This window comes from Rhodococcus sp. IEGM 1306 (genome assembly GCF_036541985.1).
GTDB lineage: Bacteria > Actinomycetota > Actinomycetes > Mycobacteriales > Mycobacteriaceae > Rhodococcus_F > Rhodococcus_F qingshengii.
The window spans coordinates 151,497-165,496 of sequence record NZ_JAZHFF010000012.1; the positions used below are offsets into that span (position 1 = coordinate 151,497).

Annotated in this window: 7 protein-coding genes; 4 read left to right on the plus strand and 3 right to left on the minus strand. The window is 58.8% G+C overall.

Annotated features, from left to right (window positions below; translation table 11 throughout):
* Positions 1-37: 37 nt before the first annotated feature.
* The 3 genes from V3587_RS26660 to V3587_RS26670 are packed head-to-tail and all read left to right on the plus strand — an operon-like array spanning position 38 to position 8,652.
* On the plus strand, positions 38-5,362 hold the full coding sequence (locus V3587_RS26660; protein ID WP_317829771.1) for a DEAD/DEAH box helicase: 5,325 nt from the start codon (positions 38-40) through the stop codon (positions 5,360-5,362).
* A complete protein-coding gene (locus tag V3587_RS26665) occupies positions 5,329-6,408 on the plus strand; it encodes a hypothetical protein (RefSeq protein WP_317829770.1) in 1,080 nt (359 codons plus the stop codon). The genes V3587_RS26660 and V3587_RS26665 overlap by 34 nt, the downstream gene beginning before the upstream one ends.
* A complete protein-coding gene (locus tag V3587_RS26670; RefSeq protein WP_161121789.1) occupies positions 6,409-8,652 on the plus strand; it encodes a 3'-5' exonuclease in 2,244 nt (747 codons plus the stop codon).
* Between the two features lie 692 nt (positions 8,653-9,344).
* On the opposite strand, the gene V3587_RS26675 is transcribed toward V3587_RS26670, so the two are convergent.
* Positions 9,345-10,118, minus strand: a complete 774-nt coding sequence (locus tag V3587_RS26675; protein WP_283377527.1) for a hypothetical protein — start codon at positions 10,116-10,118, stop codon at positions 9,345-9,347.
* Positions 10,119-10,363: 245 nt separating this feature from the next.
* Complete coding sequence (locus V3587_RS26680; protein WP_283377528.1) at positions 10,364-11,299, minus strand: HNH endonuclease; 936 nt, start codon at positions 11,297-11,299, stop codon at positions 10,364-10,366.
* Between the two features lie 636 nt (positions 11,300-11,935).
* Here V3587_RS26680 and V3587_RS26685 point away from each other — a divergent pair.
* Positions 11,936-13,630 (plus strand): hypothetical protein, encoded by a 1,695-nt coding sequence (locus tag V3587_RS26685; protein WP_283377529.1) that lies wholly within the window; start codon positions 11,936-11,938, stop codon positions 13,628-13,630.
* A 7-nt stretch (positions 13,631-13,637) separates the two neighbouring features.
* Here V3587_RS26685 and V3587_RS26690 read toward each other — a convergent pair.
* Positions 13,638-14,000, minus strand: a 363-nt coding sequence (locus V3587_RS26690; protein WP_331703098.1) for a transposase, incomplete at its 5' end; no start/stop codon positions are given.

Here is a 14,000-nt window from a genome sequence, read left to right on the forward strand (position 1 = left end):
GCTTTCACCGCCCGAACGAACCGAGGAGAAGTCGACCATGGGAGCCCTACTTCCCACCCTCCAAGCCAAGCACCTGCGCGAGGGCCTCACCGACTACCTCGCAACCACATTCGCGCTCACTGACCCCGACGCTCAAGGGTCATTGAGCGACTTCGTGGGTGACCCCGCGTCGGGAATGTTCAAGGGACCTTATGTGCGGCTGCGACTCCCCTTCGCACCAGCCCGAGGAAACTGGGGCATGCACCTCGACTGGCGCCCAGACGACTTCACCCCGTACGGACACCAGACCAGCGCATTCGAGCGGCTCTCCTCCAAGTTCCAGACCCGCCCGCAGCCGACCCTCGTCACGACGGGCACCGGCTCCGGTAAGACCGAAGCATTCCTCCACCCGATCCTCGATCATGTTTTGCGCGCCAAACGGTCCGGCATCACCGGAATGAAGGCGCTCATCCTCTACCCGATGAACGCTCTGGCCAACGACCAGGCAGAGCGTCTCGCAGGGCTCATCACCAATCATCCTGAGCTGTCAGGAATTTCCGCCGGCCTCTACACGGGCGAACAATCCGCTGGCGGACGCACCAAAGTCTCCGAAGACGGCCTCATCACCGACCGTCGACTGATGCACGACTCTCCCCCAGACATCTTGCTCACCAATTACAAGATGCTCGACCACCTGCTCCTGCACCCCGACCGCGCTACTATCTGGCGACTGTCCGCAGAGTCTCTGCAGTACGTCGTCCTCGACGAGTTCCACACCTATGACGGCGCTCAGGGGACTGACGTCGCGATGCTTTTGCGCCGTCTCGGGCTCACAGTCAAAGCGCACTGGACGGACTTCTCACCCGTCACCGAAGACGACCGCGCTCGACCGCTCGGCCGAATCACACCCGTTGCCACCTCGGCAACCCTCGGGTCCAAAGCCGAACCTACGGCGATGCTCGACTTCGCACGTACAGTCTTCGGCGAAAGATTCGATGCCGACGCCGTTATCGGTGAAACTCGCCTCACGGCTGCTGAATGGCTCGCTGAGCGAGACGCCTCGCTGGACCGCCTGTACCGACCAATTGCCCCTGCTCTCACCGACGCCGTCAAGAGTATCTTCGACGCCGCCGATTCTTCAGCTGGTAATGCAGGCATCACCGCGGCCGTTCTGGCCGAAATGTTTGAGCGCGCTGATGATCTCGATATCGATCGCCGCCTCGGCGCAGCAGATATCCGTGCCCTCACCGACATCGAACAACTGAACCTCCTCAAAGCTCACCCGCTGGTGATCTCACTCCTCGACCACGCCGTCAACGCCATCTCCCTTGCTGACCTCGCCGAAAAACTGTTCCCCACTGCTGCACTCGCCGGCGATACACGACACACCCACTCAGATCAGCAAAAGTTTCTCGACTACTTGTTCGCAGCACTATCTCACTTGCGAGCAGAGGTTGGTCGCGCGGGATTGAATGTTGATGTGCACCTGTGGATTCGGGAACTTTCGCGAATCGATCGAGCTGTCGCTGCCGCGACGTCGTACCGCTGGTCCGATGACGGCGCCCACGAGGACGCCGACGGCATGCACCTACCTGCCGTCTATTGCCGGCATTGCGGCCGCTCCGGCTGGGGCGCCCGGCTGGCTCCTACCGGCACTACCCTCGATGTTACTGACGAGTCGATTCGTGCAGACCACGCGTCGGGTGGCTCGCGCTTCCGCGCCCTGATCTCTGCCCCAGCTGAGGCGTTACTCGACCCCACCACCATGGACCAGGCGGTCGAAGGATTGCGCTGGTTCCGCATTGATGACCGAGAAATCACTGATGTAGCACCCGATCCTGACGGGACTGAACAACTCGAAGGAAAGATTCTTCCTGTCCTCGTACTCACCGGCGATGATGTCGAAGAGAACTCGAAGAAGGACATGTGCCCGGCCTGCGGCACCGCCGACGGCATTCGATTCCTCGGTAGCGCAATAGCTACCCAACTCTCGGTGACACTGTCAAACATGTTCGGAGACAAGAACCTCAGTGCTGATGAAAAGAAGGCACTCATGTTCACCGACAGCGTGCAGGATGCCGCGCACCGCGCCGGATTCGTCCAGGCTCGCTCCCACACGCTGAGCCTCCGTTCCACCCTGCGTAGCGCCTTGAACGAACCCGACAGCTCGGGTTCCGGCGTCCTCGCTCTGGACGAGCTTTGCCGGGCAGTCGTCGCCCGAGCAGGTGAAGATCCGATTCGTCGTTACCACCTGTTGGCACCCGACATCGTCGATCATGATGACTTCACTCCGTTCTGGAAGGCCGATTCGTCCACGCAGGCGCGCAAGAAGGCCACCGAAAAGGTGCTCACGCGCCTACTGTTCGACATCGACCTGGAATTCGGTCTCCAGTCCAGACTGGGTCGAACCCTCGAGCTAACCGGCAGCGCCGTTGCTGAGGTCAATCTAGGATCAGTCGAGCGTCCCGCCAGACTCGGCGCTGCAGCACTGAATGCCACCGAACATCAGATGACCATCACCGCACCGGATTCCGCCGCAATCATCCGCTGGGTTCGCGGAACCGTCGAGCGCGTCCGAACCCGAGGCGCCATCCACCATCCGTGGCTGCGCACCTACGTCGAGAAAGACGCCAACCGCCGCTGGGTGTGGGGAGCTCGCCCCAAGGGGGGCGGTATGCCGGCTTTCCCAAAAGGCCGGCCCGCACCTGCATTTCCGGCCGTCGGATCACGCACTGTCCCCGAAGGATTCGATGCGATCACCGCGCCATCCTCCTGGTACGCACGGTGGGCGTCGCAATGCCTCAACGTCTCCCCCGTCGACGGCGGCTTCCTCGCCAAGTCACTGTTCTCGGTACTCGCCAAACAGCGCGTACTCGCCGCTGTCCTCACCGAGACTGGTCTTACTGCCTACGGTTTGCCCCCTGCCACAGTGCAGGTGAGCGCTCCCAGCCTTGATGATCTCGAGAGTGAGAAGCATCTGCTGGTGTGTGGGGTTTGCCAAACTCCCACGCCTGGCAGCTTGACTGTCATCGACCAGCTCGACGGTGCGCCGTGCCTTTTGGTCCGCTGCCCCGGAACGCTCGGACGAGCAAAGAAGCTGCAGAACTTCTACCGCAAGCTCTACGACTCTTCCGAGATGAAGCGCGTCGTTGCTCGCGAGCACACCTCACTGCTCCCTACCGAAACCCGTCTGAGCTACGAGACCGCGTTCAAGCGCGGCGGCGCTGACCCTCAAGCACCAAACGTCCTGGTCGCGACACCGACTCTGGAAATGGGTATCGACATCGGCGACCTCTCCACAGTCATGCTCGGATCGCTGCCCCGTACAGTCACTTCGTACCTTCAGCGTGTCGGCCGAGCGGGGCGCCTGACCGGAAACTCCCTGGTTCTCGCGTTTGTCAGAGGTCGCGGTGAACACCTTCCCAAACTGTTCGATCCCACTTCGGTCATCCAGGGCGACGTGCGACCACCTGCCACGTTCCTCACCGCCGAAGAGATCCTGCAACGCCAGTATGTCGCCCACATTGTTGATCGTCTGGCACGCGATCCCAACACCATCGCACCGCGAGACGCACGCGCCGCCCTCGGCAGTTTCGACGAGGGAAGTTGGATGGCAACACTTCTCGATTCCGCCGATGTGCAGTCAGAAGTTCTTCTCGACGGATTTCTCACGCAGTTCGACGATGAACTCGACGACGTCACCGTAAATGCACTGCGCCAGTGGGCGACTACACCCGGCGACGGTAATCCCAGCAAATTGGTGGCCGACCTGAGGGAAGCCGTTCATCGCTGGAATCGCGATCTGGTGGAACTGACAACCCGCCGCGCCACCATCGAGGAGGAACTACCCGAGTTCGAGCGTCGGGCGGCCGCACCTGCATCAACCGACGATGACCAGCGAGACTTACGAACTGCCTACGGATCAATCAAACTTCTGGGCAAGCAACTGGTCGAGCTCAATTCGGTGTATTGGATCAGCGCACTCGAACGCTACGGCGTTCTACCCAACTACACGTTGCTCGATGACTCCGTAGTGCTCGACGTAGGTATCACTTGGATCGACCCTGAAACCAACAAATACATGGGCGATGCCACCAGCTATCAGCGCGGCTCCCGAGTTGCACTCACTGAGCTGGCTCCCGGCTCCACGTTCTACGCACAAGGTCTCGCCGCGAAGATCGACGCCGTCGACCTCGGCGCCGGCGAGTCCAACATCCATACCTGGCGACTGTGCCCACAGTGCGGCTGGGCCGGGATCACCCATGCAGGCGAAGAAGCACCGACCCTGACTGCGTGCCCACGATGCCAGAACAGCGCCATCACCGACGTCAGCCAGCAGCTTCAGGTCGTGGAGATGGCACGGGTATCTGCTGAAATCCGTCGCGACGAGGCATCCATCAACGATGGTCGCGATGAGCGGCACAAGGAATCGTTCACTGTAGTCACCGCTGCGGACATCGATCCCGTCAACGTCGGTCGGTCCTGGTTTGTTGAAGGTCGCGATTTCGGCGCGGAATATCTGCGCCGCATGGATATTCGCTGGATTAACATGGGCCGACGCACATCTCAGGGAAGTAAGCGGACAATCGCAGGACAGGAAACTGCCACTGGGCTGTTCCGAGTGTGTTCCTCGTGCGGTCAGCTCGACCGCACTGCCGGCCGCAACAACAGATATGAGCATCGCAGCTGGTGCCGTCACCGCAACTCCACTCTCGAGAGCGTCCGTGAAATCGCGCTGGCACGGACTTTGCGAACCCAGGGAGTGCTCCTGCACCTACCCGCTTCGCTCGAATACGACTCGTTTGCGCATCCGAGCCTGAGCGCAGCAATCCTGTTGGGCCTGCGGCAGGTGATCGGCGGCTCACCCGAACACCTCGACGTCGCCACCATCACCGACGCCCTACATGCTCCTGATCAACGCGCGCTGCTTATTCACGACACTGTTCCTGGTGGCACCGGGTATCTCGCTGAGTTTGCCGACCCTGCAAAGGTCTGGGCAGTATTGGCGGCAGCTAGGAAGCTGGTGCATGAATGCAGCTGCGCCGCAGAAGATCGTCTCGCATGTCACATGTGCTTGCTGCCGTTTGCTCCCCCACATGAGTTGGACAAGGTGTCCCGCAAGACAGCAGCCAAGGTGCTCGACCTACTCCTGGGCACTTCAGACGGATCTGTACCCACCTTGAGCCATGGTTGGCGGCTGTTACCGAAGAGGCACCGGCTGAACGAGTTGGCAGCGAGGAATCACACCTGGAGAAAGAGTTCTACGTCGCTTTCGTCGAACGCCTCCGAGCGATGGGTGCCAGCGTCCGGGAAAAGCCCGGGACGTACGGTCCTTCTGCAACCATCATCATGCCAGGAACGAAGATCCGTACGTGGAAGCTGACCCCGCAGGTATTGATGGCAACATCCAAACCTGATTTCGAGCTCAGCACAAACGATTCCGAGATCCCTCGAATTGCACTCTTTGTGGACGGCCGCAGGTTCCACGCTATGCCTGGCTGCAATCGAGTTGCCGACGACGCCACCAAACGCGCCACTCTGCGAGCCACCGGCCATCTCGTATGGTCTTTCGGTCACGAGGATCTGCAACGTTTCAAGAACAACGAGACAGTGACGCCGTCCTGGTACACGGAAGGTGCCGCGTCAAACACCATGAAAGCGGGTAACTTACGCCCCGCACTCCTCAAGTTGCTGACAGCTGACCCCGTGACGCAATTACTGGCGTTCATCACCGACCCGGATGTCGACGCATGGGAATCGATGAGTCGTTCGCTTCCGCTCATGTTCGTGCGCAACAACAATCGTGCCAAAGCAGATGCCGAATCCGTAGCCGAGAACGCCTTGGCTGAGCTGAACGGTCAGCAACCGTTCTCGTCACCGGGAACCGACATGTGCTGGTCCTTCACCGACGGTTCGCTGACCGTCGTTGCGGCAATGCGACCAGGAACTCGCACCAGCAACGCAGTTCTCGCAGTGGACGACCGAGACGAGATGCTCGAGATTCTTGACGGGAGGGCCTGGAAAGAATGGGTCCGACTGTCCAATTGGTTGGGCATCAGTTCCCACCACCGCGTCACGACCCACAGCTTGCTCACCGCTGATACCTCAGCACCCACAGCCGCACCATCCGCAACCAGTGCGCAACTGACGCCGCAATGGCAGTCGTTGTTCGACGAGACCATTTCTGACGCGGAAAAAACACTCGTTCTGGCATTGGCGGCGACCGGAATCGAGCTGCCAGTGCCTGTCCTCGGATTCGAGACCGACGATGGCGAGGTCCTCGACCTTGCTTGGAGCGCCGCCCGAGTCGGCGTAGTTCTCGACCCGGATTCCGAGGCTGCCAATACGATGAACCAACAGGGGTGGACCATGTGCCCACCGGACGCAACACAAATTGTGAACGCATTGAAGACGAACGGGGTGCTGTAAGTGGCAAATCTGGTATTGGCGACCAACACCAAGGCGATGCCCAAGCTCGACGGGTCGATCAAACACAAGGTGTACGACTTCTTCGAGAAGGTCCGAGCCGACGACACGACCCCGGGCCTCCACATCGAACCGATCAAGGGCGCCGTCGACTCCCGAGTTCGGACCGGCCGCGTCGATCTGCAATTCCGCGCCATCATGTTCCGCGTCGACAGCAAGCTCGGCGACACCACCTACATCTACATGGGCACCTGGCCACACGACGAGGCCAACTCACTTGCTGAACGGTCGACACTGCGCGTCAACCCGATCAACGGCGCACTCGAGGGCATCATCGGTGAACTCGACGGCAACGCCGACCGCAAGAAGCGGTCCGTGGTCCATGATCCCAGCGGGCATATCGGGAAACTCGTCGCCGAGGAAGTGAAGCCATTCCTCCTTGCCCTTGGATTCACGTTCGACGATTTGACCGAGAAGCTCGGCCTCGACCCCGAACTTGCCACCCTTGCACTCACGGCCGCAGACGACCATGCCATTACGGCCATCGCTGCCGACGTGATCGGTTGGCAAGGCAGTGCCCTTCTCGAGCTTGCTGTGGGCACCAGCATCGATACCATCCGGGAAAAGCACGGATTCACTGAAACTCCCATCGATCGCACGCTCGATGAAGACGAGCAAATTCTGGTGGCGCTGGAACACCCTGCGTCGAAGATGCAGTTCACCTTCATCGACGACAACGAGGAATTGCGACGCGTCATCGAAGGTGGCGACTTCGCCGCATGGCGAACCTTCCTGCATCCGGAACAGCGCACGTACGCAGAAAAGGACCACAACGGCGCCTTCCGGCTCTCTGGCGGAGCGGGTACCGGCAAGACCGTGGTCGCGATCCATCGCGCGCGTCACCTCTCCAAGCGCAATCCGGACGCACAAATCATCCTGACTACCTACAACAAGACTCTTGCGATGGGACTCGAAGCAGACCTGCGTGCGCTCGATCCCGATGTAGTAATCGCCAAAAAGCCGGGTGACCCCGGCGTGTATGTCGCGGGCATCGACAAGCTGGGCAATGCCGTATTGAGCCAGTCAGGTGCTATCTCGGATGCCTGCGAGTCTGTTCTCGGTTCTCGCAGCGTCGAGGTCACCAACAACCGAACCAATTCCGATAAGGCATGGCGCGAGGTGGTGCAATCGGTCGCGAGTGGACTCGATCCCAAGCTCGCAACGCCAACATTCCTCGAAAATGAGTATGTGGCAGTGGTTCTCGCCAACCGCGTGACAACCCTCGAACAGTATGCAAAAGTTGCCCGGCCGGGACGAGGTGTACGCCTGAGCAGGCCACAGCGAATTGCAGTGTGGAAGTTGGTAGAGGCATACCGCCGTTACAGCCGAATGGATGGCAGCCTCAGTTTCCCCGAAATCCTGGCGCTAGCCGCCGAGCATCTCCGATCGCGAGGTGAACAAGGTAAGGGATATCTGGCAGACCATGTCATCGTCGACGAAGCCCAGGACCTCCATGCAACTCACTGGGCAGTGTTGCGTGCGCTTGTCGAAGAAGGTCCCAACGACCTGTTCATCGCCGAAGACTCACATCAGAGGATCTACGGGCAACCAGTCGTGTTGTCTCGCTTCGGAATCAAGATCATCGGCCGATCACGCAGACTAACCTTGAACTACCGGACCACTGCACAGAACCTGCACTTCGCCGTGAGTATCCTGTCCGGTGCCGACTACAAAGACTTGGAACAGGGCAACGAATCCACCGAGGACTACCGATCCGCACGTCTCGGCCCCAACCCTGAACTACTCGAATGCGACTCTGTACCTGATGAACTCGACAAGGTTGCCGAGAAGGTGCGAAGCTGGCTCGACGACGATGTCGATCCATCGACGATCGCGATCCTCACCCGAGGCAAAACTGACAGGACTCAGTTTGTTCGCGCACTCGGCGAGCGTGGCGTTGATGCCCGAGCTCTCGAAGACAACCCAGCCACGATCGGCCATGTTCAGGTTCTGACTATGCACCGGTCCAAGGGCATGGAATTCTCGCGTGTTCTGCTCGCCGGTATCGACGACACTCATGTTCCTTCGGCAGCAACGCTCCGGACCGTGCCGGAGGAAGAACAAGCAGAAGCACTCCTGCGTGAGCGGTCCCTTCTCTATGTCGCCGCCAGTCGAGCTCGAGATGAACTTGTCGTGACGTGGAGCGGCAAGCGTTCGGAACTTCTCGGCACCACTTCCATGTCGTAGCCCATCTGTACAGTCGCAATCCGAACAGGTGGAAGGGACACGACGCCAGGTACGGACAGTACCCTCGACGAGCTGACGTCACGGCTAAACTGCCCCGGCCCGGCCCCTGCGACAACAGGGAACATCCCGAATCGAGTTGGGACAGCTATCGCTGTCCCGTGTGCAGAGACATCTATCGGGGTTTACCTCGTCAGGTGCTCTGCTATGGCTGGGTGAGATCGGCGTCGACGGCACGACGCCCATTGACGGTGACGCCCCGAATTTGTCAGACCTCACTCTGCGGCATGTTGATCCGAGCAAGCTACTCTTCGAGCATCACGACCCGGTTGATCCCGAATGGCGACCATCCTGGTTCGGGCTTGTTAACGACGGCGTTCTTGCTCCTACCGGTTAGCTCGGCGCCCCCAATTCAGATACCGTTGAGGTAGACGACTCTGTGTCGTCGCGCGACAGACGACGAGCGACTGGAGTCTTGCATTCGGGCGATCCGAGAGTTGTATCCGTATCTCCTTGCAGAACTTCAGATCCTAAGTAGCCGAATGTCGGGCTATTCCGGGATCGCGCTACAGCCCGAACCGCAAATCAATGTGGCACTCGACGACGTGTAACCGAAGCTCGTGCGTCAATCCAATCGACTCGCGGCCTAGCAACCACTCTACAAACGACACGAAAATTCGTCCGCTCACCTTGAGCTAGGCAGTCTCAAATACCCCAACCGATTTCTCGTAGGTGCATCCAACATCGTTCTCCGCCAGTAGTTTCAACAAATCTTCGACAGGTCGCTCAGGAAGCAGAACCGACACTTCAGGACGAAGGTCAAAGCCTCTCCGATAATCAAGTAACTGCCCCAACGCCATTCGTACCGCCTCGCGCGACGCTGACGCTTTCGCCTCGTACAAGTGATTATTCGAGACGTCGTGAATATCTACGAAGAGTGGACGGGTAGTGCCCTCTGGCAGAATTCGGTAGCCTTGCACTTTGTGGTTCAGAGCAGTTAGATAGTCCGCAAACCTGCTGACCAGTTCCGACTCGACCTTCACCGCCGTCGTCGACGCAAAGCCTGTGAGGTCGTATGACCCAACCCTATGCCTTTCGAGTGCACATGGACCGGAATGTCGCCCACCCGCACGAGTGACACTTCCACCCAGCCAGGGATTTCCGTCGCGCAGGGCCAGCTTCCCAACATGGTCCTTCCACATCGAATCAAGCATCTGGTCCGATGGGCTGTAGACTTTCCGTCCCGAACTCTGAACCGGGAACTTGAAATCAGTAAGGGTGCTTTTCATCTGGTCGTACGGAAGTCGATCAGACGGATCGATCAACACCTCCCATTCCGCGGTGATGTAGGGTGCCATTTTTCCGGGTTCTGACCAATGCGGGTGGAATTCCACACCACTGGAAAGTATCTGGCCACTGGCGATTATCCCATTTCTAAATACCGGTCTTGTGAAGGAAGATTTGATCACCAGGCTCCGGATCGCCGTGACCCTGACCGAAACTCCACCGTATCGGCGCCGTATATCCTTGGGCAGTAAGCCGAACGTGTTCGGCGAACTCGTCGGGGTCGTAGCCCCCATCGCTCCCGTCCCAGAGCACAACGAACGTCCTTGATGCGCGTGCTTCCATGGAACTGATCCTTCCGCGGACCCTAAACCGGTTTGACAAACTACAAATCGTCTCGCCAGGTCCTGCTGTTACACGAGGACCACTGTTAGCCAGCCGACTGAAACTTCTTGTAGCTCAACGCGAGCAGCTCCGGATCAGGCCGCTCAGCTCGTAGGGCTGGTATCACCATCAGTTTCTGACGGTGCCGTTCCTTGAGTCCATGTTCGAGCATCGGACCATCGATCTCTTCGAGAAGATCCTGCCTGATCTCAACTACAAGATCGGGACTGATTCCAAGAATGTGCACGTCGAAGGCCGCATGGTGAATCTTGCACATTGCCAATCCATTTCGAACCGAGGCAACGCCGGCCTCATCTGAGTCAGGGACGATATGCGCTGCATCGAGCAACGAACTGTGCCCCAAAGCGCAAACAGCACATCGAGTTTCGTAGGCTCGCATCACCGTCGCCCGAAATACCGGCTGGTGCAGACGTCTCTTCGTTTCGGAAATCAAGTGGCGTCGCAAGTGGGACTCGATCGGAGAATCCGTCACATGGAGATCACGAGCAAATTCGGTAGCGACAACAAACTGATGGAGACCTACCTCCTCATCAACGAGGTACACGGGAAATATCGGCTGAAACTGGCCCGGCCCGACACCGAAGAACCAGATCAACGGCACCTTCTGCTCCATCGCCGCGCGCAGCCCACGATTGTCCTGGTGATCCGGATCCACACCACTCCACTTGTAGCGGAGAAAGCCATCGGCTCCGACTGCATCCTCATACGGCCGATCGGCACCTTGGCGGCGATAAACTGTACTGATCGAAAGAGCTGACGAGAGCTGACGTGGCTTGCGGATACCTCGCTGAGGATCCATTAATCTGAACATCTCACCGTCGATGGTGAAGTCCAGCAGTTCCTGCTTGCTAATCGAGTCGAGTCCGTCGTTGGTTCGTACTGTGAGGAACTGCATTGCTTCTCGCCGAAGCCGCGTATCAAAATCCTCAGCACCGTGCGCAATACTCACAATGTCAGTCAACTAAGCGTCCTCTCCCCCACGTGTTGGCCACACGCAGTGATGTTGACGTTATCCGAGGCAACGGACTCGATCCCTGGCACCACGCCGGCGAACGGCAGTCCATATGTCGGCGAGGCGTGCCAGGATCTGCACATCGCGCACTGATAGCGCATTCGACGACCAGCTGTCGCGTCCAATCAAATTTGCGGCGGGTACGGTTGCCCCGGGGGTGTACTCGACCGACGCGTAGGTTGCACCCGCGGATACAGGACAAGATTTCGGGGGCTGGGGATGATTCGAGATGACTATAGGGCGATTGACGTCGTGCGATTCTGGAGAGCTGTCGAGTTATTCAGTCCTCAATCGGTACCCAAACCAGATCCCACCGAACCCAATTTTCCGGTAGAACTCATCCGAGACGACCGCCCCCTGCCGTGGGAATGCGGCCATCGACTGCACGCACCCCCAACACGAAAAGGTTTCACTCGCCGACACACGATCTACCTCGGCATATATCGGATCGACGATGTTTGGAAGTCATTGGACGGGATCCTCGACCCTGGTGCCGAGAATTTCGATCCGCGACCGAGTGGCGAGTGTGCACTCGCCGCAATAGTCGTGGATGAACAAGGTTGCTATGTAACAGAATCCGGTGTGATGTCCAGTCTTGCATGGGCTGCCGGCCGCGCATTCAACCCGGGCCCGAAATGCCGCGGTTGGCTCGATGGATTCGACCAAATGGCAGAAAAGTTCAATCTCGCCGTCGCTGATGTTCTCAGCCACACGGAATTCGTCGACGATCAACTACCTTTCGACCACGACACCCTTGAAGTGCTGAGAGTGCGTTGTGCAGCGTTACTCGGAGCCGAAAGCCTCGGCATCAACGTCAACACAATCCGAATTGCATCACGTGAAGTTGCAACGCCCGCTGACGAAGGACAAGGCGACTTCCTGAACAGCTTTATCGCCAACGACCTCGCACATGTTGTCGAGCACATGAATACTGGCAACACTGGCCAAGGTCTCACGCAGTATCTCACCGAGGACGCTGCGATCAACCACACGCAACGAGTCGACCTTCGTACGAACGTCAGCGCAACGCTCAACGGTTGCAGACCCGCCGCAACCCCGCCAGGTCGGTGGCCTAGTCCGTTGGACCAACCACTCGCGCTGAGTCAGCAGTTTGCAGTGAATGCGATTATGGGCGAATTAAACAGCTCTGCGGGGATATTCGCGGTGAACGGCCCGCCTGGAACAGGCAAAACAACTCTCCTCAAGGATCTGGTCGCTGGAATCGTTGTTGAGCGCGCGCAACGAATCGCAGCCCTCATCCACCCCCGCGACGCCTTTGTCTCGAACTCGCCACATCGCTGGAACTCCGGCGACTACCCGCGAACTGTCCAACGATGGAACAGTGCATTTCACGGATTCGAGATCGTCGTCGCTTCCTCGAACAACGGTGCCGTCGAGAATATCAGCAACGAAATACCTTTGGTCGGAAAGCTCGCTGCATGCACTGACGATGCTGACTACTTCGCAGAGATCGCAACCGACTTACTGAACGTCGACAACGCGCCAGGTCCGCAAGCAGAACCCCAGACTGCGTGGGCGCTGTTGGCTGCGCGACTCGGAAAGAAGTCGAACCGTACTCGCTTCGTCGACACACTCTGGTTCGACAAAAAGATAAAATCCGCCGACGATCACACGCGACTCGGACTTCAGTCCATGTTGAAAGAGCTCGAGATTCGCGGACCCGAGCGGCCATGGCTTGATGCGACCAACGCGTTCAAGAAGGTTCACGACAATGTCACTAAAGCCATGCATGAACGTGACCGGGCCTACTCGACGTGGAATGACCTCATCACGTTGGAAAAACAGCTCCCAAATACTGTTCGCCGGCTCGACATCGAAAACACTCGTCTCGCTACGGCGGCTGCCGCCGAACAGGAATGCGCCGAAATTCTTCGCCGTGAACTCAACGGCCGTCAACACTTCGAGGAAGAGTTGCGCCGCCATGCCGAACGGCGCGGGCAGTGGTGGCAACGCCTCGGTAAGACCGCCCGTGCCCAGCACCGCCAGTGGCTGACTCAACTGAGCCAACTCACCGCGCATCTAGGTCGATACGAACATGCCTACACACAGGCCTGGACCGACCACCAAGCAGCCTCCGCGACATTGGTCGGCACCCAAAATGACAACTATATCGTTGCCGCGGAACTGCACTCACTCACCACGCACATCGCACATCTCAACCTCACTATGGCGGAGTACCGCACTCGATGGGGCGACGCAGTGCCGAACCCAGAACTTCTCGAGGACCGGGTCTGTCCAGAAAACGGTGTAATTGATTGATTTCTAACTACTTTCGTCCGGCAGACAGCCGTCCGTCGAACGTTATCTCGAAGGCATTCAGTGCTGCCTTCCATCGGTTGGACCAGCGTTGGCGGGCGGTGCCTTTCGGGTCGAGGCTCATGATGGCCAGATACACGCATTTCAAGGCCGCGGCCTCGGTCGGAAAGTGTCCACGGGCCTTGATAGCCCTGCGGATTCGGGCGTTGACACTTTCGATGGCGTTGGTCGTGTAGATGACCTGCCGGATGGCGTTGTCGAATTGTAGGAACGGCACGAACTCAGCCCAGGCATTGGTCCAGAGCCTGATGATCGCGGGATAGCGTTTCTCCCATTTGTCACTGAACTCTGCGAATCGGTCGAGCGCGGCCTG

Excerpts from the sequence above, each read along its gene's own strand:
- V3587_RS26660 (WP_317829771.1), top strand. The coding sequence starts at position 38 with ATGGGAGCCCTACTTCCCACCCTCCAAGCCAAGCACCTGCGCGAGGGC.
- V3587_RS26665 (WP_317829770.1), top strand. The coding sequence starts at position 5,329 with ATGCCAGGAACGAAGATCCGTACGTGGAAGCTGACCCCGCAGGTATTG.
- V3587_RS26685 (WP_283377529.1), top strand. The coding sequence starts at position 11,936 with ATGTCCAGTCTTGCATGGGCTGCCGGCCGCGCATTCAACCCGGGCCCG.